General features: G+C 48.1%; 18 protein-coding genes, 2 pseudogenes and 1 riboswitch. Of the genes and pseudogenes, 12 read left to right on the top strand and 8 right to left on the bottom strand.

What is annotated here, in order from left to right:
* Positions 1 to 18 precede the first annotated feature (18 nt).
* Positions 19 to 62, bottom strand: a riboswitch (PreQ1 riboswitch).
* Positions 63 to 268: 206 nt separating this feature from the next.
* Positions 269 to 910, bottom strand: a complete 642-nt coding sequence (locus E6W40_RS12660; protein WP_136605777.1) for an FMN-dependent NADH-azoreductase — start codon at positions 908 to 910, stop codon at positions 269 to 271.
* 398 nt (positions 911 to 1,308) lie between these two features.
* Here E6W40_RS12660 and E6W40_RS12655 point away from each other — a divergent pair, with 398 nt between their 5' ends.
* Complete coding sequence (locus tag E6W40_RS12655; RefSeq protein ID WP_136605776.1) at positions 1,309 to 2,127, top strand: Cof-type HAD-IIB family hydrolase; 819 nt, start codon at positions 1,309 to 1,311, stop codon at positions 2,125 to 2,127.
* Positions 2,128 to 2,247: 120 nt separating this feature from the next.
* On the opposite strand, the gene E6W40_RS12650 is transcribed toward E6W40_RS12655, so the two are convergent.
* The 3 genes from E6W40_RS12650 to E6W40_RS12640 all read right to left on the bottom strand — a co-directional run bounded on the left by E6W40_RS12650 (position 2,248) and on the right by E6W40_RS12640 (position 4,719).
* Positions 2,248 to 3,225 carry an electron transfer flavoprotein subunit alpha/FixB family protein gene (locus tag E6W40_RS12650; protein WP_136605775.1) on the bottom strand — a complete coding sequence of 326 codons (978 nt, stop codon included), beginning with the start codon at positions 3,223 to 3,225 and terminating at the stop codon, positions 2,248 to 2,250.
* 111 nt (positions 3,226 to 3,336) lie between these two features.
* Complete coding sequence (locus E6W40_RS12645; protein ID WP_136605774.1) at positions 3,337 to 4,104, bottom strand: electron transfer flavoprotein subunit beta/FixA family protein; 768 nt, start codon at positions 4,102 to 4,104, stop codon at positions 3,337 to 3,339.
* A gap of 33 nt (positions 4,105 to 4,137) precedes the next feature.
* A complete protein-coding gene (locus tag E6W40_RS12640) occupies positions 4,138 to 4,719 on the bottom strand; it encodes a fatty acid metabolism transcriptional regulator FadR (RefSeq protein ID WP_136605773.1) in 582 nt (193 codons plus the stop codon).
* A 237-nt stretch (positions 4,720 to 4,956) separates the two neighbouring features.
* Here E6W40_RS12640 and E6W40_RS12635 point away from each other — a divergent pair, with 237 nt between their 5' ends.
* The 7 genes from E6W40_RS12635 to E6W40_RS12605 all read left to right on the top strand — a co-directional run bounded on the left by E6W40_RS12635 (position 4,957) and on the right by E6W40_RS12605 (position 15,115).
* Entirely contained in the window at positions 4,957 to 7,134 is a 2,178-nt protein-coding gene (locus E6W40_RS12635) for a heterodisulfide reductase-related iron-sulfur binding cluster (RefSeq protein WP_211147003.1), read from the top strand.
* Complete coding sequence (locus E6W40_RS12630) at positions 7,131 to 9,533, top strand: 3-hydroxyacyl-CoA dehydrogenase/enoyl-CoA hydratase family protein (RefSeq protein WP_136605772.1); 2,403 nt, start codon at positions 7,131 to 7,133, stop codon at positions 9,531 to 9,533. The genes E6W40_RS12635 and E6W40_RS12630 overlap by 4 nt, the downstream gene beginning before the upstream one ends.
* Before the next feature lie 25 nt (positions 9,534 to 9,558).
* On the top strand, positions 9,559 to 10,743 hold the full coding sequence (locus E6W40_RS12625) for an acetyl-CoA C-acyltransferase (RefSeq protein ID WP_136605771.1): 1,185 nt from the start codon (positions 9,559 to 9,561) through the stop codon (positions 10,741 to 10,743).
* Between the two features lie 22 nt (positions 10,744 to 10,765).
* Positions 10,766 to 12,547, top strand: a complete 1,782-nt coding sequence (locus tag E6W40_RS12620; RefSeq protein WP_136605770.1) for an acyl-CoA dehydrogenase family protein — start codon at positions 10,766 to 10,768, stop codon at positions 12,545 to 12,547.
* 23 nt (positions 12,548 to 12,570) lie between these two features.
* Positions 12,571 to 14,265, top strand: a complete 1,695-nt coding sequence (locus E6W40_RS12615) for an AMP-binding protein (protein WP_136605769.1) — start codon at positions 12,571 to 12,573, stop codon at positions 14,263 to 14,265.
* 62 nt (positions 14,266 to 14,327) lie between these two features.
* A complete protein-coding gene (locus E6W40_RS12610) occupies positions 14,328 to 14,765 on the top strand; it encodes a PaaI family thioesterase (RefSeq protein WP_136606970.1) in 438 nt (145 codons plus the stop codon).
* 26 nt (positions 14,766 to 14,791) lie between these two features.
* Positions 14,792 to 15,115, top strand: coding sequence for an SCP2 sterol-binding domain-containing protein (locus tag E6W40_RS12605; RefSeq protein WP_136605768.1), 324 nt, complete (start codon positions 14,792 to 14,794; stop codon positions 15,113 to 15,115).
* A gap of 75 nt (positions 15,116 to 15,190) precedes the next feature.
* Here E6W40_RS12605 and E6W40_RS12600 read toward each other — a convergent pair.
* The 3 genes and pseudogenes from E6W40_RS12600 to E6W40_RS12590 all read right to left on the bottom strand — a co-directional run bounded on the left by E6W40_RS12600 (position 15,191) and on the right by E6W40_RS12590 (position 17,367).
* Positions 15,191 to 15,575: pseudogene (locus E6W40_RS12600) on the bottom strand (RidA family protein).
* Positions 15,576 to 15,639: 64 nt separating this feature from the next.
* Positions 15,640 to 16,512, bottom strand: coding sequence for an aminoglycoside 6-adenylyltransferase (locus E6W40_RS12595; protein WP_136605767.1), 873 nt, complete (start codon positions 16,510 to 16,512; stop codon positions 15,640 to 15,642).
* Positions 16,513 to 17,367: an SDR family oxidoreductase gene (locus E6W40_RS12590; protein ID WP_136605766.1), complete on the bottom strand. Its 855-nt coding sequence runs from the start codon at positions 17,365 to 17,367 to the stop codon at positions 16,513 to 16,515.
* A gap of 227 nt (positions 17,368 to 17,594) precedes the next feature.
* On the opposite strand from E6W40_RS12590, the gene E6W40_RS12585 reads away from it, so the two are divergent.
* A complete protein-coding gene (locus E6W40_RS12585) occupies positions 17,595 to 18,986 on the top strand; it encodes an MFS transporter (protein ID WP_168928910.1) in 1,392 nt (463 codons plus the stop codon).
* A 139-nt stretch (positions 18,987 to 19,125) separates the two neighbouring features.
* On the top strand, positions 19,126 to 19,449 hold the full coding sequence (locus E6W40_RS12580; RefSeq protein WP_136605764.1) for a 2Fe-2S iron-sulfur cluster-binding protein: 324 nt from the start codon (positions 19,126 to 19,128) through the stop codon (positions 19,447 to 19,449).
* Between the two features lie 246 nt (positions 19,450 to 19,695).
* On the opposite strand, the gene E6W40_RS12575 is transcribed toward E6W40_RS12580, so the two are convergent.
* Positions 19,696 to 21,051 (bottom strand): lytic polysaccharide monooxygenase, encoded by a 1,356-nt coding sequence (locus E6W40_RS12575; protein ID WP_136605763.1) that lies wholly within the window; start codon positions 21,049 to 21,051, stop codon positions 19,696 to 19,698.
* Between the two features lie 566 nt (positions 21,052 to 21,617).
* On the opposite strand from E6W40_RS12575, the pseudogene E6W40_RS12570 reads away from it, so the two are divergent.
* Both E6W40_RS12570 and E6W40_RS12565 read left to right on the top strand, forming a co-directional pair.
* Positions 21,618 to 23,884, top strand: a pseudogene (locus E6W40_RS12570) (glycoside hydrolase family 3 C-terminal domain-containing protein).
* Between the two features lie 106 nt (positions 23,885 to 23,990).
* Positions 23,991 to 25,238 carry an MFS transporter gene (locus tag E6W40_RS12565; protein WP_136605762.1) on the top strand — a complete coding sequence of 416 codons (1,248 nt, stop codon included), beginning with the start codon at positions 23,991 to 23,993 and terminating at the stop codon, positions 25,236 to 25,238.
* The last annotated feature ends 36 nt before the right edge of the window (positions 25,239 to 25,274 follow it).

Genomic DNA, 25,274 nt, shown 5'->3' with positions numbered 1-25,274 from the left:
GGAAATAGACCTAAAAGGGCAGTCTTAGTTTTTTATAGAGGGAGTTCGCGAACCTCTCCCGGGCGGAATCAACCGCAGCCGGACTTTCTTCTGTTGGCGCTTTTGTGGCGCAGGGCTCATTATAACATAACTTTGGAAGAAGTGAATACCTGATGCTTTTTTCCTAATACAGATTTCATGGTTATTAATTTAAAAACCCTTGAAACGAAGGCATCTGCCATGCGATTCAAGGGTTTTTGTTAAAATCTATTCAACAGGCGTTCCGTTATTAAGCGTGTTGAAGCACCAATTTGTTGGCCATCTCAGTTACCTGACGGAGACCTTCTTGAATGAATTCATCCGCTTTGTCACGCTGTGCATTATGTCCTTCGATAATGACTTCGCCGATAATTTCCATACCGAATACGCCAGCGAAAACGTTGCGCATATAGTTAACAGCCATCTCCATTGGAGCAGCTTCCGGAGCGGAATAGAACCCGCCGCGCGCGTTCAGGAAGATCGCTTTCTTGTCGGTCATCAGTTGAATCATGTTGCCTTCAGCATCATATTTGAATGCAAAGCCTGCAGCATATACATAATCGATGAAAGTTTGAAGCTTAGCCGGAATGGTCAGGTTCCAGAGCGGGAATGCGAATACGACAACGTCAGCTGCAGTCAGCGCGTCCATTGCTTTTTGTTTGGCAGCCAAGATGCGGCTTTCCACATCGGTCATTTCTCCGCCATTTTGCAATTTGCCGAATGCATTGAACAGATCTTGTCCAAAGTACGGTGTATCTTCGGCAAACACATCATATGTCGTTACATTCAGGTTTTCAGCGCCTTTAACGGCCTCCATGAATGTTTCGTACATTTTACTTGATATGGCCTCTGTTGCAGGACGGTTATTTGCTTTTACGACTAATACGTTCATGCTGTATTTTCCTCCAATGGTCGAACACAAAGGTGATACGAAAAACCAAGTCTGATACTGGCTATGTGATCTCTTGTGTTGCGGCTCTAGTTTGTTTATACAACTGCAAATGTTGCATAGTTGAATTGTAAGCAACTTTCGAAAATTCCGCAACCCTAAATAAATAACTTTCTTAAATGATTATTTATGATTTTCACAAAATGTTTGAAATATAGCGGCTGTGGGCAGGGAGGAAGTTCCAATAAGCACCACTTAAGACGGGGAAGACAGCTGCTCTTCGGCGATTGTTTCTTGATAGAACCGCGTGGCATTCTGCGTTTTCTTGTTGCGCCGATGTGATATAGTAGATTCATAGATTCAAGAAATGCATTAGACATATAGAAAAGGGTGTAACACACATGAAATACAAAATGATCGTTCTCGATTTAGATGATACGCTGCTTCGCGATGACCAAACCATTTCGCCGCGTACGAAAGAAGCTCTCATGAACGCGCAGAAGGAAGGCGTTAAGGTCGTTTTGGCCTCGGGCCGACCCACATTCGGGATGAAGGGAATCGCGAAGGAGCTGGAGTTAGAGAAATTCGGAAGCTTCATCCTTTCCTTTAACGGTGCTAAAATTATCAACTGCCTTACAGAAGAGGAAATTTTCAGCAGTACGCTGTCCGTAGATACGGTGCAAAAGCTGTTCGGAATCAGCCAGCGGGAAAAGCTGTCCATGCTGACGTACTTGGGAGATCATATCGTTACTGAAGATCGCAATGAATACACGGATATCGAATCGGGGTTGACGGGCATGAGCATCCGCGAGGTTGACAGCTTCGTTGAGGCAGTGAAAGAACCGGTCGTCAAGGTGCTCATGGTGGATGCACCCGAAAAAGTGGCTGAGGCAGAGGAGAAGCTTCAGGTGGAGCTGGCTGGAGAACTGAGCGTCATGCGCTCGAAGCCATTTTTTCTTGAATTTACGGAGGCGGGCGTAGACAAGGGGACGAGCCTGCACCAGCTCATTCGCCATCTGGGGATTCTGCAGGAGGAAGTGATCGCTATGGGCGACAGTTTCAATGATTTGGCGATGATCCGGTTTGCCGGACTTGGCGTAGCCATGGGAAATGCTCGTGAGGAGATTAAGGAAGCCGCCGATTACGTGACGGACACCAATATGAACGATGGCGTGGCGAAGGTAATTGAGCAGTTTGTGCTTGCTTACCAGCAAGCCTAATTACCTTGAATAGACATGGCCGGGATCATCCGAGAGAGGGAGATTCCGGCCTCTTTTGCGTTCATATGATTCGCAAAAAAAGGAACGCTCCGTTTTGGGCGTTACTTTTGGGTCATAGTCTTAGACAAGCACCTTACGGAACTCTTGAGTAAGAAGCGGAACCACTTCGAACAGATCACCGACAATGCCATAATCCGCCACTTTGAAGATCGGCGCTTCCGGATCCTTGTTGATGGCAATGATGACCCGGGATTGGCTCATGCCGGCCAAATGCTGGATCGCTCCGCTGATGCCGCAGGCGATATAGATTTCTGGAGTTACCACTTTGCCGGTTTGGCCAATCTGCATCGAATAGTCGCAGTAGCCGGCATCGCAGGCAGCACGGGATGCGCCAACGGCTCCGTGCAGAACATCAGCGAGCTCTTCAAGCGGCTTGAAGCCTTCCGCGCTCTTAACGCCGCGGCCGCCGGATACGACGATTTTGGCTTCGGTTAGATCAACCTTACCTGAGGTTTTACGGACAACATCCTTTACAATGGAGCGTAAAGAAGCGGAGGGAGCATAGTCCAGCTCTATAACTTCACCCGCGGAAGCAGCAGCTTCAGACGGGTTGATATTATTCGGACGAATGGTGACAACCTGTGCGCCGCCTGTAAATTGCTTTTGCTCAAAAGCTTTGCCAGCGTACAGAGGACGGGTATAGACAGCCTCGTCGTCATCGCTTTTCTCAATCGCGATCACATCAGATATTTGACCTGCACCGAGTTGCGCTGCGATCGCCGGTCCCAAATCACGTCCCTGAGCAGTATGTCCGAGCACAACCACATCCGGAGTTACGCGTTCGAAGACGCTTTTCATCACATTCAAATAGGTTTCCGGATTATATATTTCTAGCTCGGGATGATCAATTGAGTAAATCTTCCCATCAACGTAATCAGCCAGCTCCGAAGCTAGTTTCGTGGTTTGTGATCCGATCAAAACCGCGGCTGTACTGTCACCCTCTTGACATGCGATCGACACCACCTGAAGCGCTTCCAACGTAACCTGACGCAAGCTCCCGCCGCGAACCTCAGCTACTACTACATACGTTTTACCCATTTCCAGATTCCTCCTTTATATGTCAGGACTCTCGCATAGTCCTCATGAAGACCCATGAAATAATATGGCGTTCGAATGTCAGTTCGTCATGCAGCTGATCTAGAGCATTAGTTAAATCAGCTTGGCTTCTGTACGAAGCAGATTCACCAATTCAGCGGCTTGCTGAGCATGATCTCCTTGAAGGATGCGTCCAGCCTCACGCTTCGGAGGAAGGGAGAGGGAGATGCGTTTGGTTTTAGCTGCTGCATCACTGTCGCTCAGGCCAAGATCGCCAATGGACATCCGATGAAAGGGCTTTTTCTTGGCTTTCATGATGCCAGGCAGGGAAGGGTAACGTGGTTCATTGAGGCCTTGCTGCGCGGTAAAGACCGCAGGAAGGGAGACTTCCAAGGTTTCAGTGTCACCTTCCGCGTCACGATCGACCACGGCTTGTTGTCCGTTAATAGCGAGCTTGGTAATGGAGGAAGTATGCGGAATATCCAGCAGCTGCGCCAGTCTGACCGCGACCTGTCCGCCGCCGCTATCCACAGAGAAGTTGCCGCCAAGAATAAGGTCATAAGACTGTTGACCAAGATAGGCCGCAAGCAGCCGGGAAACCGTATACTCATCGGTCGTCAAGCCGTCATTGCCGATCAGAACAGCTTCGTCCGCACCCATCGCGAGTGCTGTCCGGAGAGCTTCTGCCGTACGGTCTGGACCCACGCCAACCACGGTAATGGTGCCGCCATGCTGATCTCTCTGAAGCAGTGCTTCCTCTACAGCATACTCATCGTAAGGATTCATGACATATTTCACGCCGTCATCGGAGATTTCTCCATTGTTAATGATGATTCTTTCCTCGGTATCGAAGGTTTGCTTCAGCAGTACAAAGATATTCATATGGCAAGCTCCTGTCAATTAATGGATTGGAATTTACTTCAGGCCTTTCAAGAAAAATTCAACCGTCTTGTCGACCTGTCCGGAGAGCGAATACTTCCGGTCCGAGATCAGCCAAGAGGTGACTACCTCATCCATGGCGCCAAATATCAGCAGTCGCGTTAGCTTCACATCGAGATTCTGGCGGAATGAACCTTCCGACATGCCTCTTTCTACAATATGCTCAATCAGCTGAATATAAGGCTTTACTACAAGACCAATGGCCTTGCGAAGCTCCAGCGAGCTTTGCCTCAATTCAATCTGGGTGACATACGCGAGGTTCACATTGTTCTCCAGCTCTGTAAAATGGATCTCACAAACCTTACGCAGCGCATCATCCGCCGAGTTGGTTTCCTTTACGCTGCTGTGGAACATCGCGACCAGATTTCCAAGCCGCTCCTGAAACAGGGAAATAAGGATATCTTCCTTGTTTTTAAAATATAGATATATGGTACCGTCTGCGACACCTGCCTCCTTTGCGATTTTGGAAATCTGGGACCCGTGGAACCCGTTCTCTGCAATGACGTTTAAGGCTGCATTCAAAATTAACTCATATTTTTCCATTTTTCTACTTGTCATCAAGCCACCCCAGTGATAGAATTCAATTAACTGAATGAATGCTCATTCATTTTTTCTTAATCTTATGGTAAACGATGTCAATTGTCAATGATTCAGACAAGATTTGTTGTGAGGATTTTGCGAAGGTCAAGAGAAGTTCGATTTTTGCAGAATCTTGATTTTAAATGCAATTTGTAATCGCTTTCTATTGAATCCCGTCATAATTTTAGTTCTATACCAAGAAAGGACGGATAGCGAATGGTGTGGCAAATTGTCAACTTAGTCTTGTTTCTGGCTGTGGCAGGGTACGGCTTCTACCTCTTTTACAAGGCCGTCTACCATCGGTTCCTGTACGTGAAGCTTGGCAAACCGGCCGATTTCCGGAAGCAGCGCGAAGGGAAGTGGGGTGAATTTCTTTCGCAGGTATTCGGGCAGAAGAAGCTGTTTAAAGACTGGAAGAGCGGCATTATGCACTTTGTGATTTTTTATGGCTTTATTATTCTGCAGTTCGGTGCCTTAGATCTTATTATTAAAGGACTGACGGATGGAGGCCATCTGCCGCTGCCGGCTTATGATGTTTTCGGCCTGCTGCAGGAGATCACCGTATTCCTCATTTTAGCAGCAATTGGTTATGCGGCTTACCGCCGGTATGGCGAGAAGCTTGCCCGTCTGAAAAAAGGCTGGAAGCCAAGCCTGGTTGTCTTCTTTATTTTCTTCCTCATGCTGTCGGTTGTGCTGTCTCTGGGCTTCGAGAGAGTATGGCTTGGACAGGAACCATCGGGCTTCGCGCCTATTTCTTCGCTGCTGGCAGTCTTATTTGGTAGCTTGTCTGCCAATGCAGCCCAAATTCTTTTCTATGTCTTCTGGTGGGCGCACTTGCTCATCCTGCTCTCTTTCCTTGTATATGTACCTCAATCTAAGCATTTTCACTTAATTACGGCTCCGGTCAACATCTTCCTGGGGCGCTCCGAACCGGTAGGCAAGCTCAGTAAGCTGGATCTGGAAGATGAAGAAGCGGAAAGCTTCGGCGTCGGCAAGATCGAGGACTTTACCCGGAAACAGATGATCGACTTCTACGCTTGTGTGGAATGCGGCCGCTGCACCAACGTATGTCCGGCTTCCAATACCGGGAAAGTATTGTCGCCAATGCATCTGATTGTAAAGCTTCGGGATCATTTAACGGAAAAAGGAACTGCCATCACCGGCAAATCGCCATATGTGCCTGAGTTTGCATTTCCAACAAGCGGCGCGCATGCGTTATCCGCCTCCGGGAGCGAGCCTGACTGGAACAGCGAAGGCATTACCGATATCCGTCCGACACTCGCCTGGCAAAAATCCACTTGGACTCATCAAGAGAAGGACCCTCAGGAAATGAACCTCATCGGCGACGTCATGACCGAAGAAGAAATCTGGTCCTGTACGACTTGCCGCAACTGTGAAGATCAATGTCCGGTTGGCAATGAGCATGTTGATAAAATCATCGATTTGCGCAGACATCTTGTTCTTATGGAAGGCAGTGTTCCTGCCGAAGGCCAGCGTGCCTTGCAAAATATCGAAAGACAAAGCAATCCGTGGGGTCTGAATCGTAACGACCGCGCCAACTGGAGCGGAGAAGTGGAAGGCATTAAAGTGCCGACGGTAAAGGATAACCCTACTTTTGAATATTTGTTTTTTGTCGGCTCGATGGGCTCTTATGACCTTCGCAGCCGCAAAATTTCCAGAGCCTTCGCCAGACTGCTGAATGAATCGGGCGTCAATTATGCCATTCTCGGCAATGAGGAGAAGAACTCAGGTGATACGCCGCGCCGGATGGGCAACGAGATGCTGTTCCAGCAGCTCTGCATGGAGAACATCGAGGTTTTCGAGAAATACGGTGTTCAAAAAATCGTTACCGCGTGTCCTCACACTTTTAATACATTCAAAAACGAGTATCCGGAATTTGGTCTCGAGGGTGTCGAGGTCTTTCACCATACGCAGCTTCTTGACCAATTCATCCGTGAGGGCAGGCTGGTGCCAAAGAATGAAGTGAAAGAACGCATTACGTATCATGATTCCTGCTATCTCGGCCGGTACAACAATGTGTATGATCAGCCGCGCAATGTACTCAAGGCGATACCTGGGGTTGAGCTTGTGGAAATGAAGCGTACTAGGGAAAATGCCATGTGCTGCGGCGCAGGCGGCGGCATGATGTGGATGGAAGAGACCTCCGGCAAACGCGTGAATCTGGCTCGTACGGAGCAGGCTCTTGAAGTGAATCCGGGCATCATCAGCAGTGCCTGTCCTTACTGCCTGACCATGATGGAGGACGGGACCAAAATGAAAGAAGTTGAAGACCGTGTGAAGGCTAAGGATATCGCGGAAATACTGGAGCTTTCCGTATTCGGCGATCATCCCGCTCACAATAAAGGACTAGAAATGGAGGCAAGCACAAAATGAATAAATCCATTCGTAAAGCGGCCGTCATCGGTTCTGGAATCATGGGTTCCGGAATCGCGGCACATCTGGCCAACGTCGGAATTCCGTGCTTACTGCTCGACATGGTACCCAAGCAGCTGACGGAAGAAGAGACGGCAAAAGGCTTGACCCTCGAAAACCCGGCCGTGAGAAACAGGCTTGCATCATCGGCGATTGCCAAGCTTGCCAAGACCAAACCGGCTCCGCTCTTTGACAATTCGTTCGCAGACCGGATCACGCCAGGCAATCTGGATGATCATCTGTCCCAGCTTGCTCAGGTGGACTGGATTATTGAGGTCGTGGTAGAGAATTTGGAAGTGAAGAAAGGACTTCTTCAAAAAATCGAAGGTGTCTGGACGCAAGGAACCATTGTCAGCTCCAATACATCGGGGATTTCCATCAACGATATGACTGCAGATTGCAATGAAAATTTCAAAAAGCATTTTATGGGGACGCATTTCTTCAACCCGCCTAGATATATGAAGCTTCTTGAAATCATCCCCGGTGATCATACCGATCCGGAGCTTGTGAACTTTATGAAGGGCTTCTGTGAGAAGGTACTAGGTAAGGGCGTTGTGCTTGCCAAAGATACCCCGAATTTTATCGGCAACCGCATTGGAACCTACGGACTGCTCGTTACATTAAAGGAAATGACCGAGAACGGTTATACCGTGGAGGAAGTGGATGCCGTAACGGGGCCGGCCATGGGGCGGCCGAAGAGTGCAACCTTCCGTACGCTGGATCTGGTCGGATTGGACACCTTCGTACATGTCGCGGACAACGTATACAACAATGTGACTGATGACAATGAGCTTTCCGTCTTTACCGTACCGCTCGTGATGAAAAGCATGGTGGAAAAGGGCTGGCTTGGTGAGAAGTCTGGTCAAGGGTTTTATTTGAAGAAAAAAGGTGCCGGCGGCAGCGAAATCCTCGCGCTTGATCTGACAACAATGGACTATGTTCCGCAGAAAAAGCCAAAGTCGGCTTCCCTAGAAGCCGCCAAGCTGGCAAAAGGGGCCAAGGAGAAGACTAAAGCTATCCTGGCTGCCAAAGACCGCTACTCGGATCTGGCTTGGAATATTCTGAAACAGGTACTGATCTACTCTGCAGAAAAGGTCGGCGAAATTTCGGACTCCATCCAAGAGATTGATGATGCCATGAAATGGGGATTCTCCTGGGAACTCGGACCGTTTGAAACTTGGGATGCGATTGGCCTGAAGCGTTCGGTAGAACGGATGGAAGCGGAAGGTTTGACGGTACCCGCATGGGTAAAGGATTGGATCGCGGCCGGTCATACATCCTTTTATAAACAAGAAGAAGGAAAGCTGTATTCCATTCATATCGGCTCTTCTGAATATAAAGAGGTTGAATTTGCTCCAGAAATCATCCATCTGCGGAGCTTGAAAGAACAGAATAAAATCATCAAAGGCAACAGCGGTGCAAGTCTGATAGATCTGGGAGATGGCGTAACTTGTCTGGAGTTCCATTCCCCGAACAATGCCATCGGTGAGGACATTCTGACCATGATCACCCAGAGCCTTGAAGAAGTCAGAAAGAATTATAAAGGTATGGTGATTGCCAACCAAGGACGTAACTTCTGCGTAGGTGCCAACATCATGCTGCTGCTGATGGAAGCCCAGGATGAAGAGTGGGATGAAATCAACGACATCATTCATTTATTCCAGAACACGATGTACAAAGTCAAACGCTTCGAAAAACCGGTCGTAGCTGCTCCTCACCGGATGTGCCTCGGCGGAGGGGTAGAAGCTTGTATGCCGGCCGACCAGGTGGTTGCTTCTGCTGAAACCTACTACGGCTTGGTTGAAGTTGGTGTAGGCCTGATTCCAGCAGGTGGAGGATGCAAAGAATTCACGCTCCGTGCAAGCCAGAATGCGAACGTGCAGGGCGTTGACTTGCAGCCATATATCAATCACGTATTTCAAACTGTGGGAACGGCTACGGTTTCGAGCAGTGGATATGATGCGAAAAAACTGGGTTATCTGCGTTCTACCGACCGCGTCGTGGCCAATCAGGACTTCTCCATTTATGAAGCCAAACAGTCGGTGCTGGGACTCGCAAATGCCGATTACAAGCCGATTCCGGAAGAAAAGATTTGTGTTGTCGGATCGGAAGGCAAGGCGGTTCTCCAGCTTGGAGCCATCGACATGAAACGCGGTGGATATATCAGTGATCATGATTTACTTATTGCCAAAAAGTTAGCGCATGTGCTGGCAGGCGGAGATGTTCCGGCCGGATCACTCGTGACCGAGCAGTATATGCTCGACCTGGAACGCGAAGCATTCCTAAGCTTGTGCGGGGAACCAAAAACTCAGCAGCGCATGCATCATATGCTGACCAAAGGCAAAGCGCTCCGTAATTAACATCCCAGGGGAGGGTGAAATTGAAATGAGAGAAGCAGTAATCGTATCCATGGCCCGGACCGCGATCGGAAGAGCCAAAAAAGGCAGCTTGGCTCAGACCCGGGCAGATGATCTCGGGAAAGCCGTCCTGGAAGCGGTCATTGACCGTGCGCCAGGCCTTCAAAAGGAAGATGTGGAGGACATCATTATTGGCTGCGCCATGCCGGAAGGGGAACAAGGCCTGAACTTTGCCCGCATCATGTCGTTGTATGCAGGGTTTCCGGTAACCGTACCGGCATTGACCATAAACCGTTTCTGTTCTTCAGGGTTGCAGTCGATCGCTTTTGCTGCGGAGCGCATCATGCTCGGGTCTGCGGATGTACTCATCGCAGGCGGCGTTGAGAGCATGAGCCATGTACCCATGACAGGGTTTAAAGTTTCGCCGAATCCAAAGCTGGTTGCCGAAATGCCTGAAGTATATATCGGTATGGGGCACACAGCGGAAGAAGTTGCAGAACGTTTCGGCATTTCAAGGGAGGCGCAGGATCGATTCGCGGCCCGCTCCCATGAGAAGGCTGCAAAGGCTATTGCTGAGGGGAAATTCCAGGATGAGATTATTCCTGTACAGACTGAACTGAAAAGCGTGGATGACAGAGGAAAGGTGCAGACCAAATCCTTTACGTTCCAAGTGGATGAAGGCGTCCGCCCGGACACAACGCCGGAGGGTCTCGGCAAGCTGAGACCCGCGTTTAAGCTGAACGGTACGGTCACGGCCGGCAATACTTCCCAGACCAGTGACGGAGCAGCCGCAGTCGTTGTCATGAGCCGGGAAAAAGCGGATGAACTCGGCCTGAAGCCGCTGGCAACCTTCCGATCCTTCGCACTGAGTGGTGTGGAGCCGGAGATTATGGGTGTCGGTCCGGTTAAGGCGATTCCAAGGGCGCTGCAAATGGCGGGGATTACACAGGACGATGTGAAGATTTTTGAAATCAACGAAGCATTTGCTTCCCAGTGCGTGCACATCATCCGGGAGCTTGGTATCGATGAAGAAAAGGTCAATGTGAATGGCGGGGCGATTGCTCTGGGTCACCCGCTGGGCTGTACAGGAACGAAGCTGACGACAACACTGATTAACGAGCTGCGCCGTCAGGGTGGGGGATTTGGTGTTGTTTCGATGTGTATTGGCGGCGGAATGGGCGCTGCAGGTGTTTTTGAAGTACATCCTGAATAAAATGTGAAAAGGAGAGGTAGACATGAGCACAACGATGAACAAAGTGGTTGGTGGCAGTTACATTATTGAGGATACGGATTTCAGTCAAATCGTAACGCCGGAGGATTTTACCGAAGAACACCGCATGATCGCGGAAACAACGGCTGATTTCGTTGCAGGAGAAATCGTTCCTCATGATGAAGAAATTGAGAAGCTGAATTATGAACTGACCGTGGAAAAAATGCGTAAAGCCGGCGAGCTTGGACTATTGGGTGCTGATGTGCCTGAAGCTTATGGCGGTCTTGGTCTGGATAAGGTCAGCTCCACACTGATCAATGAAAATCTGACGAAGGCCTCCGCATTTGCTCTCTCCATTGGGGCTCATGTCGGAATCGGAACGCTTCCCATCGTATACTTCGGTACGGAAGAACAGAAGCAGAAGTATTTGCCTCTCCTTGCCACTGGTGAAAAAATTGCTGCGTACTGCTTGACGGAGCCTTCTTCCGGTTCGGATGCGCTGGGCGCCAAAACAACAGCAACTTTATCCGATGACGGCGAGTATTACTTGTTAAACGGAACAAAGCAGTTTATCACGAATGCCGCTTTTGCAGACTTATTTATTGTGTATGCCAAAGTAAACGGCAAAGATTTCAGTACCTTTATCGTCGAGCGCACCATGGAAGGTGTAAGTATTGGCCCGGAAGAGAAGAAGATGGGGATTAAAGGCTCCTCAACCTGCCAACTGATTCTGGAAGATGTAAAGGTTCCTGTAGAGAATCTGCTCTGGGAAGTCGGCAAGGGTCATCTGATCGCGTTTAACATCCTGAACATCGGGCGCTTCAAATTGGCAGCAGGCTGCGTAGGAGCATCCAAGGATACGATTGAACTTGCCGCCGAATATGCCAATGAACGTACCCAATTCGGACGCAAAATTTCTTCTTTCCCGCTGCTGGGCAAAAAGCTCGCTGACATGAATACAAAGGCATTTGTGCTCGAGAGCATGGTTTACCGTACCGCTGGACTTTTTGATGTAGGTCTTGCTGATGTGGATCACAGCAGTCCGGAGGTTGGTTATCAGTCGGCCAAAGCGATTGCCGAGTACCAGCTGGAATGTTCCATCAATAAGGTCTTCGGCTCCGAGGTACTGGATTTTATCGTCGACGAAGGTGTGCAAATCCATGGCGGTTACGGATTCACCCAGGAGTATCGCGTAGAACGTAATTATCGTGATTCCCGCATCAACCGGATCTTTGAAGGTACCAACGAAATCAACCGTCTGCTCATTCCGGGAGCCCTGATCAAGAAAGCCATGAAGGGCGGGCTTCCTTTGATGCAAAAAGCAATGGCGTTGCAAAGCGAACTGATGGAGCCGATTCCGAACCAACTTTTTGACGGCGTATTGGATCAGGAAGCTCATTTGCTCAAGATGTCGAAGAAAATTTTCCTCATGTGCGGTGCCGGTGCCGTTCAGAAATATCAATTAAAATTGGAGGATGAGCAGGAAATTCTAAGTGACCTGGCAGATATGATGATTTCAGTATTTGCCATGGAAAGTGCCCTGCTGCGTACCCAGAAGATGATCGACCGTTCCGGCGAAGATAAATCGAAGCTTGCTATTCAAATGACAACGGTATTCATTCATGAAGAATTCGCAAAAATTGAAAACTGGGCTAAAGAAGTGCTGGCAGCGATGGAATCCGGAGATACCCTCCGCACCCAGCTGTCCGTCCTGAAAAAGCTGGTCCGCAAATCGCCGATCGACGCGCTTGGCATCAAGCGTGAAATTGCAGCGAAGGTGATCGACGCAGAAGCTTACGTTTTGTAATATTGTGAGATGGGGTGGCCTGGATGACGAGTAATCCATGGTTAGATCAATATCCTGATGAGGTCCCGCACAGTTACGATTATCCCAAGCAAAACCTGGCTAAATTTTTGGTGGATTCTGCTGCATTATATCCCCAGCATATCGCACTTGATTTTATGGGGAAGAAAATAACCTATTCATCTTTATTGCAATCTGTATACCGCTTTGCGAACGCCCTGAATCAACTGGGCGTCCGCAAGGGGGAACGGATTGCAATCATGCTGCCGAATTGCCCGCAGGGAGTGATTGCCTATTACGGCACACTCCTTGTCGGCGGTATAGCAGTGATGACCAATCCGCTGTACGTGCCGCGTGAGATCGAGCATCAGCTCACGGATGCCGGCGCACGAATCATTGTTACGCTGGATGCATTGGTAGAGAGGGTCAAGAAAGCGATGAAACACCATCCGATGGACTATATGATTGTGACGTCCATTAAGGACTATTTGCCTTTTCCCAAGAATGTACTTTACCCCATCAAGGCGAAGAAGGACGGCATGGCGGCACAGGTGGAATATGGCCAGCACGTGCTCCCGTTTCTTTCATTTTTGAAAAACTCCAGCGACGCTCCGTTCGAGGTTCCAGTAGATGCCGAGAATGATCTGGCATTGATCCAATATACAGGCGGAACGACCGGTTTCGCCAAGGGCGTCATGCTGACGCATATGAATCTGGTATCCAATACGATTCAAGCCCAGTTATGGTTCTACCGTTCCAAAATCGCACATGAAAAGTATTTGGCGGCACTGCCATTTTTTCATGTATTCGGTTTAACGGTGCTCCTCAATCAGGCCATGTATATTGCAGGTACGTTAATTCTGATACCGCGCTTTGAAATTAATGAAGTACTGAAGACGATCCATAAGAAGAAACCAACGGTATTCCCCGGTGCGCCGACGATGTACATTGCCGTCATACACCATCCGGAAGTCAGCAGCTTTGACCTATCCTCCATTCAGATTTGTATTAGCGGGGCAGCACCTCTGCCTGTCGAAGTGCAGGAACGATTCGAGAAATTGAGCGGAGGCAAGCTGACAGAAGGTTATGGATTGACCGAAGCTTCTCCGGTGACACATGCGAACAATATCTGGGAGAAGCGGAAAAGCGGCTCAATCGGGATCCCGTTTCCGGACACATCCGCAAAAATTGTGCATTCAGACACAGGCGAAGAAATGCCGCTGGGTGAAATCGGCGAACTGATCGTTAAGGGTCCGCAGGTCATGAAGGGATACTGGAATCGTCCGGATGATACGGAACGCACACTACGTGATGGTTGGCTGTACACCGGTGATTTGGCGCAGATGGACGATGAAGGATTCTTTTACATTCTCGACCGCCGCAAAGATCTGATTATAGCTGGAGGCTATAATATTTATCCGCGTGAAGTAGAGGAAGTACTGTTCGAGCATCCAGATGTAGAGGAAGCAGTGGTGGCAGGCATTAATGACCCTTATCGGGGCGAAAATGTAAAGGCTTACATCGTTCTTCGCAAAGGCTCTACGGTTACAGAAAAGGATCTGAAAAGCTGGTGCAAAGAGCGTTTGGCTGTTTACAAAGTGCCAAAAATTTACGAGTTCAGGGATTCTTTGCCGAAAACACTGGTAGGCAAGGTACTGCGACGTAAGCTGATTGAGGAAGAAAATGAAAAGCTCGTGAATCAATCCAAAGTGGATTTGTAAGATCATCGTCGAAATGTTGTATAAGCATGAACATGCGTAACAGCAAAGGAGGTCGTTGGCAGATGGAGAACGCATCCGGCGGCAGTTTTCCGGATTTGGAGCTTCTGGAACGGGCTGCCAAAAATACGTTTTGGGAATTTATAGGCTGTGAAATTGTAGATCTTAACGAAAAACAGGTTGTGGTTTCGTTTGAGATCCAGCCTCATCATTTGAATCTTATTGGAATTTTGCACGGAGGTATGCATGCATCCGTTATTGATTCAGCAATGGGGATTATCGTGATGCTGGCCCGTCCTGGAGTCAGTGTCGTTACTGTGGGATTGAATATGAACTATGTGGCTCCGACGTCAGAAGGCCGTGTACTGGTGACAGCGGAGCTGATCCATAGCTCCCGCAAGCTGATCACAGCCCAGGCCTTTGCACGTAAAGAAAATGGGGATTTGCTGGCCTTTGGCACGGGAACCTTCCGGGTGCTGGATAAACCTATTCCTGGAGCTTGAGAAGAATATTAAAAAGGAGGAGCAGCATGACCATCAAGGAAGAGCTCCAGCAGCTTGCGGACCGGATGAATGCAAGACCGGAGCCCATCGAATCACTACATGCGGTATATCGGTTCAACATAGGCGATAGCGGCATATTTCAGGTTTCTTTTGAGAACGCCAGAGCGGTGGTGTCCGAGGAAGCTGCAGGGGCAGCTGATTGTACCATGACATTGTCAGAAAAGAATTTTCACAAGCTGCTCGAAGACGATTTGAACACAACACTGGCATTTATGACCGGATCGCTAAAGGTCGATGGCAAGATTGGACTCGCGCTGAAGCTTCAGGAAGTATTGAAGCAATACGTATAATCCGAATAAGCAAAAGCCCCGTTTCTCATGGATGAACCGAGAAACGGGGCTTTCTCTTGAATATGAAATAGATTATTAATCAATGATAGCTTCTGCCTCAATCTCAACCATTAACAGCGGGTCGATGAGAGCTTTAACTTCCACCATGGTTGCCGCAGGTTGAATCGTTTTGAAGAATTCACCATGAGCCTTCCCAATTTCTTCCCATTTTGAGATATCCGTAACGAACATGCGTGTTCTGACTACGTCGGACATTTCAGCTCCCAATTCACTCAAAGCTTTTTTAATGGTTTGCAGAATGTATTTTGTTTGTTCATAGGGATTTCCAATGCCGATGACCTCTCCGCCCTTGTATAGCCGTTGTTCCAGCGACTTCAATTCTGTTTCCAATACGAATGGCACGGCAATAACCAACTTGGGATTCCCATGGGGAGCCTGTGAATACTTGTTCTCTGATCAAATCAATTCTCCTCCAACATCTCCAGTAGATTATATATTTAGCTTTGTTCATTACAACATATCATTCAAAAGATGTTGCTAGCGTCGGATGGAAGGCTGCTCACATGATCCAAATACGCGCTCACGCGCTGATCGTCCTGATGAGGATATTCATATCCAAAATGCGCCGCAACGAATAAGGCATTCTTGCGGAACAACCGGGTCATGGCGGTTAAGGCTCTCCATACATCTTCATAGCTTCCGTCCGCATAGGTAGAAAGGAGCTCGTTCCAGCTTTCTTCCGTCATATATTTCTGCAGGTACTTGCCATTTTTACCTGTACTCACCGAAAAATCCGTTTGAATGCCAACCTGCCATTCCAGCATTTTGAGCAGCATAGGTCCCATGATCTTTTGCAGGTGATCTTGGGCATAAAGGATTTCCTTTCTCCATAGTCCTTTGGCAACGTACGTAGACACCCACCAAAATTCATTGCAGCAATCTGCAAAGAATTCGGCCGAAGGCCGTTTTACCCAATAATCTTCATCACTAGGCGGGAGAACCTCCGGAAGCAATTGGTCCTTGTCGAGCAAAACAACAGTGAGCTTATCCTCTTGGCAGTATATATCTTTTTCTGCGACAGGTATCAGCATGAGATCGATCCGATTGCCGTCCGTAAAAAGCATTAAATACGTAAAGCGGTCGCCAAGCGTCGGTGGAAATAAACTCATATTTTCCGGCGTTTGCATAATTATCCGCTCTCCAAACACGTCTACCCATCGAGGATCATGAAGAAAAGATTCCATTTCGGAAACAAGATAGACAATATCAAAATCCTGAAATGGATCCACAGGGGCATTTGGATTGGTACGTGAGCCGTTCATGGCAACTGCACGAATTCGATCGTCTTTGTTTGCAACGTTTAGGATTAATTCCATCATTTCTTGCTTTGTTCTCATTTATTTCCCCTTCCTGGTCATTTGGGCAAGGACATCCCACTGCTCATGGGTTACCTGACGCAAGTCGTTAAATTGTCCTGCACCTTGAAGCCATTCACCTCCATCGATCGTGACAACCTCACCATTGATGTATGAGGCATAGTCGGAAACCAAAAAGGCAGCGAGATTCGCAAGCTCTTCTTTGTCCCCAACCCTTTTCATGGGAATCCGGTCCAGCATTTTTTCTTCAAGCTCCGGGGTAGGAGACAGCCGCGACCAAGCACCTTCGGTTGGAAAGGGACCTGGTGCAATGGCCACCTGACGTATGCCGTGCGGAGCCCATTCAACTGCAAGTGAGCGGGTGAGGGCAAGGACTCCGGCTTTTGCAGCCGCAGACGGCACAACATAACCCGATCCGCTGGAGGCATAGGTCGTAACAATATTCAGCATGGTACCTGTGCGTTTTTGCTCAATCCAGCGTTTTCCTACTTCAAGGGTAGCATAGAAGGTGCCGTGCAGTACTATATTGAGAACTGCGTCCACGGCGCGTGGTGACAGTCTTTCGGTTGGACTGATAAAATTGCCGGCGGCATTGTTGACCAGAATATCGATCGCACCATAATGCTGCTCCACAGCATCCACCAAGGCACTGATTTGAGCGGGATCACGAACATCACATGGCTTATAGAAGACACTGTAACCGTTTGCAGAAAGCTCATCGGAGGTTTGTTTTAATACTTCTTCCCGGCGGCCGGTAATGGCCAGCTTAGCCCCAAGCTTCACAAACTTCTCGCCCATGGCACGGCCGAGCCCCGTGGCTCCTCCGGTTACTAATACGACTTTGTCCTTTAGCAGATCATTCGAAAATGGCTCCATATAAAGACCTCCCTGATTCGCGACTGGAAATAAATAGAATACATGATTTAACTATAATGGAATCGCTGACACCTGTATAGCATAGTGACTTAGATCGTAGAAATGAATTCTTTTCAAGCCGGGATGAGAAACGTACAATAGGTTCAAACGTAAATTTATGCGGTTTATCAGAAAACAGATTGATGCTCAAAATACTTCGAACCATGATTGCAGAGAGGAATGAACTTATGTCTGAAATGCGTAACAAATGGGGGATTTTACAGGTCGTTAACATGGGAACGCTGATATCCACCCTTGATGTTGGCATTGTTAATGTTTCACTGCCTGTGATGGCGCGTCAATTTTCGGTAACGCTTGCACAAATTCAGTGGGTAGCTACCATCTACCTGCTGACGATGGTCATATTGCTTCCTTTTATGGGGAAGCTGTCCGACCGTATGGAACGCCGCAAGGTGTACAGCTACGGCTTTCTGATCTTCGGGATCGGTTCGCTGTGCATCGCTGTTTCTCACAGCTTTGTGGTTCTGCTGCTGTCACGGTGCCTCCAGGGGATTGGAGCCACGATGATTATGGCCAACAGTCAGGCCATGGTAAGACAGGTGTTTCCGGATCATGAACGGGGTAGAGCACTCGGGTACAATGCCATCGTCGTCTCGATTGGAACTTTATCAGGACCGGCGCTGGGCGGACTGCTGCTTGAAGCCATGAATTGGACATGGCTCTTCTGGATAAATGTGCCGATTTCACTGGCCGCATGCTGGCTTGGTTTCCGCTGGTTTCCACGCGGGGGCATGGCATCTGCCAAAAGTCCTTTTGATTATGTAGGCACATTTTTATTAGGGGCGGGAATCAGTCTGCTCATGCTGGCCTCGGAAGCTGTAAAAGATGGTTCCACCTCGCTCAAAGTGTGGCTGGAGGGAGGGAGCGGCATACTGCTCCTCTGTGCATTGGTTTTTCAGGCAAGAAAAATCGATTACGGCATTATTGACCGCGATCTTTTCCGTCATCGGAAGGTTTGGCTCGGCAATTCAAGCTCATTAATCATTAACCTGGCCCAGACCGCAACGCTGATTCCCATTACCTTTTATCTGCAAAGCGAGCTTGGGTTTTCGGCTTGGTGGACAGGGGCGCTATTAATGCTTCAACCGCTGCTGATGGGGATTGTAGCCCCTTTTGCAGGCTCGTTCAGGGATAAGTATGGTGGGAGCTTTCCTATCCATGCCGGCGCAGTGTTATGTTCACTTTCCATGCTTTTTGTTGTGTTTATGCCATCCATCTCGGCCATGAGTATCGGGCTGCATCTGGCCATTTTCGGCATCGGTACAGGTCTGTTTCATGCGACAAACAATGCCGAGGTCATGAGCGCGGCACCCGCTGAAAAAAGCAGCCTGGCAGGCAGTTTGCTTGCTCTTGTGCGTTATCTCGGTCAAATTGTGGGTATCGGGCTTGCCACGCTGTTGGTCGGCACGATGGGAAGTCACTCAACGGCGCAAGAAAGCTTTGGAACACCACTGCGCATACTTTTCGGTATTTGCTGCTTGTTATGCTTGGCTATAGCCATTTCAGGTCGTTACCTGCCCAAGGAAAAACCTCAAAACCATCATCTCTCTGCATCTTAATGGGATACGTGATGTGCAATTCATAACCAAGCTTGAACTTTCATTCAACTCAGGTGATAATGAATTGTTACTGACGCTAAAGATTCACGATAAGCGATATCAGGTAATATGGCGAAGTACTGACAAAGGAGGAATAAGAATGCCAACTATTCTTGTTGAGGGAAAAGGACCGATTGAAATTGAAGAAGGAAAGAAATTGGTGTTAGTTTTGGAAGATCATGGGGTGGATATCCTGCACCGCTGCGGAGGGAATGCCAGATGCACAACCTGCCGCGTGGAAATCCTCGAAGGTGATGCCGGACCTATGGGCGAAGCAGAAGCGGAGATACTGGAGAAGAAAGGATTCACGGAGCCAAATATTCGTTTATCCTGTCAGATTCGCGTACATATGGATCTATCGGTAAAGCCGATCATGACCGTGTCCGAGGCAGGCATGGATGCGGGAAAGAGACCCGAAGAATAAAGCATTTATTCATGAGAAAAAAGCGGCGGCCACTCAATTACTGAGAAGGCTGCCGCTTTTTTAAAGTTTAATTTAATTCAATTGCCATCGTGCGGGAACATTTGGCGGCTCTCAATTTTGTATGGTGATATCATATTTCCCTCTGGCACATAGAACCCAATGGATTCTATGCGAAATGTTGTCATATATTTCATCTTAACCTCATAGTCTATCAATAATAATGTTGCTGGTAACTTTAGAAGCATCTTATTTCAGCAGCCAAAGCGCTGGTACGTTCGATGGCTCCCAACCAACGAGGGACGTATGCGGCTGGCGGCATTCATAAATTGCACCATTGTAAGAGACGAGGGTACCGGTTGTGTAAGCGACATTCGGTGCCCAAGGAGCGGCTGCCGGAGCTGATGCGGTAGTCGCCGTTACTGCGTTGCTGTTTGCGGATTCGTTGCCTGCTGCATCAATGGCGCGAACCGTAAACGAGTAGGAAGTGTTTGCTGTCAAACCGGAAGCCGTATAGCTGAGCGTGGTTCCAGATACGGTACCGGCAAGTGAAGATCCTTTGTATATACGGTAACCTGTAACACCTACATTATCTGTAGCCGCACTCCAGGATAAGGAGATCGAGGAGGAGGTAGGCGTACCGCTTACTTGAAGACCTGCTGGCGCGGAAGGTGCCGTCGTATCGGTTGGAGGAAGTGAGGTCGTAACGAATGTTACCGCATTGCTAGCAGCTGAAGCATTACCTGCAGCGTCAACAGCCTTCACGGTGAATGTGTAGGAAGTATTGGCGGTGAGACCTGTTACATTATAGCTGAGCGTGGAACCGCCCGTTGTCGTTACTAATGTTGAGCCATTGTAAACTTTGTATCCCGTAACACCAACATTATCGGTTGATGCTCCCCAGGAGAGAGAGGCGCCAGTGCTCGAAACGTTGGAAGCTGCCAGACCGGTTGGTGCCGTTGGTGCAGTAGTATCCGCAGGATTACCCCCGCCTCCGCCAAAGTCAACGTCAATCACATTATAGAAAGCGTTGGCTGTATCAGCAATCTCCCAAACAGCGAGGATGACTTGATAGCCAGTTCTGCTAGGAACTGTGCAAGTATCAGAGTAGGTTGCTGGCGGCTGGCCCGTATAATTCACCGAACAGAATGGAGTAAGATCAAAAGAATCACGGGTAAGTGCGGCATTCGGGTTCCAGTTTTGCTTGGTGATGTAGTACTTCCAGCTTGTGGTGGAATGTCTGGCTGTCAAATTCCAAGTGAAGGTGTTCGTACCCGGAGACATGTTCACTTTCGACCAGCGGGTGGAAGTCTGCTCGTCCATTGTCGGGAAAGCACCGTTCGCGCTGGCGATTTTACCATCAGCAGGACCGGCCGCCGGGAAGCCTTTTGGAGCTTCAAGACTCTGCGGTTCATACACGATGGATCCGCAGTTGGAATTAACGCCCGTTTTACATAGATAAGCGCGGCTGCCTGGTGATTGAACATAGCCGTGAGCAGATGCACGGTCGGCAATAAGAAGCATTAAGGCTGTCATAAATAAAAACATACCACCGGCAATTAACCATTTCATAAGCCTGTGATTCGGTAAACGAAGTGTTGTCATACTAAAACCTCCTCCAATTTTTTAAATAAGTGAACAGCCGTAAACATTAACCCGACAGGACCGTTCGCAACACCTCCCTTATAGATGTTACCTAAATGAAGGAACTACTGGCCGATCAGCAACTTTTGCTAGACTTCTCGTTGTTCAAGCTATATAAACTCTAATGAGCTTATATAATTACCGATAAAAGCGTTTACATAATGGCTGTTAGCAAATATGAAATCGAGGTCCGTGCGTTGGAAGACAGTGGAATACGTGACGATAGTGTTAGATGAATGTCGTTTAAATTTCACATATTGATCTATAAATAGTAAAAAATAGTATTGATAATATAAAAATAACCGATAATTTCCAGTTCTTCAATTATACTAATCAACGATTTTCGATAGTAAATGACGATTTCATGTCATTGATCTATTTCAGAAAGATTTAAGTCTATTCCATGATTTACAAGAAATCGTTTTTTTTCATAATATAAATAGAGAAAGAACGTCAGATTGGGTAGAAATCCCTGCAACTTATGATTTTACTAGCGAAAATCTATAAATTGAGGAGGATTACAGTTCATGACTGAACCCAGAAACTTAAAGAACTTGATTGCTGATATGACACTCGAAGAGAAAGCAGAACTCTGCGGTGGCGTTGGCTTTTGGCATACGAAAGGTATAGAACGCTTGGGAATTCCATCAATCCGGGTGGCCGATGGTCCCCATGGACTGCGCGTACAGAAACAGGCGGATGATCATCTCGGCATATATACGAGTGAGCCCTCAACCTGTTTTCCAACGGCTGCTGGCACAGCTAGCTCCTGGAATGTCGAACTTCTTAGGGAAATGGGGGCTGCATTGGGTGAAGAGTGCCAGGCCGAAGAGGTAGGCATCTTGCTTGGCCCTGGAGCCAATATCAAACGCTCACCGCTATGCGGAAGGAATTTCGAATACTACTCTGAGGATCCATATCTCTCATCCCGCTTGGCTGCTGCCTTCATTGAAGGTGTGCAGAGCCAGGGGGTGCATCACTGAAGCATTTTGCTGTAAATAACCAGGAGCACCGGCGGATGACAGTTAATGCCGTATTAGACGAGCGGACGCTGCGCGAAATCTATCTGGCCAGCTTTGAAGATGCTGTCAAACAAGCCAAGCCTTGGACCGTTATGAGCTCCTATAACAAAGTTAACGGGGAATATGCCTTTGAGAACAAGTATCTTCTCACAGATATCCTAAAAGAGGAATGGGGGCACGAAGGTTTCGTCGTATCCGACTGGGGTGCGACAAATGAGCGGGTAAAGGGTCTTGCTGCAGGTCTTGAACTCGAAATGCCTTTTGACGCGGGTTCGGCGAGCATCATGGAAAGTGTGCAAAAGGGTGAATTATCCGAGGAAGTGCTGGATCAATCACTTGAACGCTTGTTATCTGTTGTGTTCAAGGCTTATGACAGCAAGAAGGCGGATGCCATGTATGATAGAGATGCGCATCATCAGCTGGCAAGAAAGGTAGCCCATGAAAGCATGGTATTACTTAAAAATGAGGATCATATTTTGCCTCTTCCTAAAAAAGGGAAAATTGCTGTCGTAGGTGAGCTTGCTGCTTCGCCGAGATTTCAAGGTGGAGGCAGCTCCCATGTCAATCCGAATAAAATAGACGATATGTTGAGTGAGCTGGCCAGGGCAGCGGGAGAGGCGGAAATTATATTCTCGCAGGGGTATAAGCTGGCAGAGGATGCGATTGATCCTCCAATGTCCCTGGAAGCAGTAGAGGCAGCTCAAAAAGCCGATTCGGTACTTATTTTTGCAGGTTTGCCCGAACGCTATGAGTCAGACGGGTATGACCGGACACATCTCTCCATCCCTGCTAACCAGTTGTCTCTGATTCAGGAAATTGCCGCGGTTCAGCCTAATGTGGTGGTGGTTCTGAGCAATGGCTCGCCTGTTGAGATGCCTTGGTTGGATCAGGCTAAGGGCATACTGGAATGCTATCTCGGCGGTCAAGCACTTGGCAGTGCCGCAGCAGACTTGATTTTTGGCGATGTAAACCCGAGCGGGAAGCTTGCGGAATCTTTTCCGAAAAAACTCGAGCAAAACCCGTCTCATCCAAACTTTCCTGGAGAAGGCGATATTGTTGAATACCGAGAGGGCCTATTTGTCGGCTACCGCTATTATGATACGAAAGCCATTGAGCCGCTTTTCCCATTTGGGCATGGCCTCAGTTACACAAGCTTTGAATATTCGAATCTGACGGTTGACCGATACGACATGCTGGATACGGATACACTGACAGTTCAATTGATGGTAAGCAATACAGGCAGCCGCGCCGGAAAAGAAATCGTTTAGCTGTATGTTCGGGACGTTCAGAGCCAAGTGATTCGTCCGGTACAAGAGCTGAAAGGATTTGCCAAAGTCGAACTGCAGCCCGGTGAACAAAAATTGGTATCCTTCACGCTGGATAAACGTTCTTTTGCTTACTACAATACAGAGTTAAGAGATTGGCATGTGGAAACGGGTGAATTTCAGATTATCGCTGCCAGATCTTCCAGAGACGCAGGGGAATCGTTGACCGTACACGTCACTTCCACCACAACATTGAAAAAGACATTTACCCGTAATTCGACGGTTGGAGACATCCTTGCCGACCCGGTAGCCAGAGCGATTGTCGAGCCGTTATTGAAGCAAAATGCGGGTGTTCAAGATGATGACAGTGATGCGGCACATGTTTCGATGGCCATGATGATGGATGCACCGGTGCGAGTGATTGTAGCATTCAGTCAAGGAGCGGTATCTGAGGAAATGGTTAAAGCTCTTCTGAACCAGATTAATGAGCGAATTCAGAATAGTTAACAGCAAATATATTATGTAAACTATATGAATATGATTTAGTTAGTTAATTAGGTGAAATAATTTAGTTAATCAGATAAAATAATACATCAAAATGATGAGGTACAATATGAAAGAATGGAACAGATCTGCACTTCTTATTTTCGGCATCGGGTTTTCCAATCTTGGAAACTGGATTTATTTTGTAGCTATTAACCTTCTTATCATTAATCTGACAGGTTCAGCAGCTGCGGTAGCCGGGTTTTTTATTGTGAAGCCAGTCGCCATGCTGCTGACCAATCTGTGGTCTGGCAGCATCATTGACCGCGTAAATATCCGCAAGCTGATGATCGGCGTTGACATCATCCGTGGTCTGCTGATCGCGCTCATTCCGTGGTTGCCGTCCATTTGGATGATTTACGCGGTTACTTTTATGATCAGCGTTGTTGGTTCCTTTTTCGGTCCGGCTTCCAATGTATACATCACCAAGCTGGTCTCAAGCAGCAGCCGTCAACGGTTTAATTCCATGATGAGTATGACCAATTCGGGAGCCTTTTTACTTGGTCCAGCTATCTCGGGATTGCTGATTAATCTGACTAATACGACTTTCAGCATTCTTTTTAATGCAGCCAGCTTTCTGGTATGCGCGTTCTTAATTTACCTGCTGCCCGATGTGCCTGAAGAACGACAAGCTAAAAGTGAACCCGTGCATCTTCGCATCCTATTGGAGGATTGGCGCATCGTATTCCGGTTTGCCAAAGCGTCCACCTATTTCACTAGTATCTTCTTACTCATTCAGGTGGCCATGCTAATTGGTTTTTCGATTGACTCGCAGGAAGCTACATACATCAGGATGCATTTGAAATTATCGGAACAGGACTATGGCAATTTGCTGAGTTTAACGGGTGTCGGCTCATTGGCAGGCTCATTGATAGCAACGATACTGTCGAAAAAAATGTCCTACCGCTCGTTTATCAGTGCAGGCCTTTCGATTACTGCCGTGTGTTATTTGTGGTTTTATGCATCGGCGAGCTTTTACTCGGCTACGGCAGCCTTCATGGTACTTGGCTTTTCCATGTCCTTTGCCAGCTCAGGGTATGCAACCTTCTTCCAGCGGCATGTGCCTTCGTCGATCATGGGGCGGTTTGGGAGCTTGTCCGATATGACACAAAGCATCATTACCATTGTACTGACTTTGGCAGTCGGCTTTCTCTCAGAGCTTCTTACCATCCAGCTGGTATGCTGTATAGCGGCGGGAATAGGAATTGCTGTATGCGTTGTACTGTTCGCCAAGACATTCACAGCGGCAGGAACCCGCTTTTTCCGGGCAAAAGAGGATGAAGTGCTTGCTCATAACAGCGTGGATATAGGTGCTTAAATTAATAAAATATAGTTGGCATAAACCGTCCACCAG

This window comes from Paenibacillus dokdonensis, assembly GCF_004916975.1.
Lineage (GTDB): Bacteria > Bacillota > Bacilli > Paenibacillales > Paenibacillaceae > Paenibacillus_AQ > Paenibacillus_AQ dokdonensis.
The sequence above is the reverse complement of the archived record's forward strand: the minus strand, read 5'-3'. Positions and strand labels throughout refer to the sequence as shown.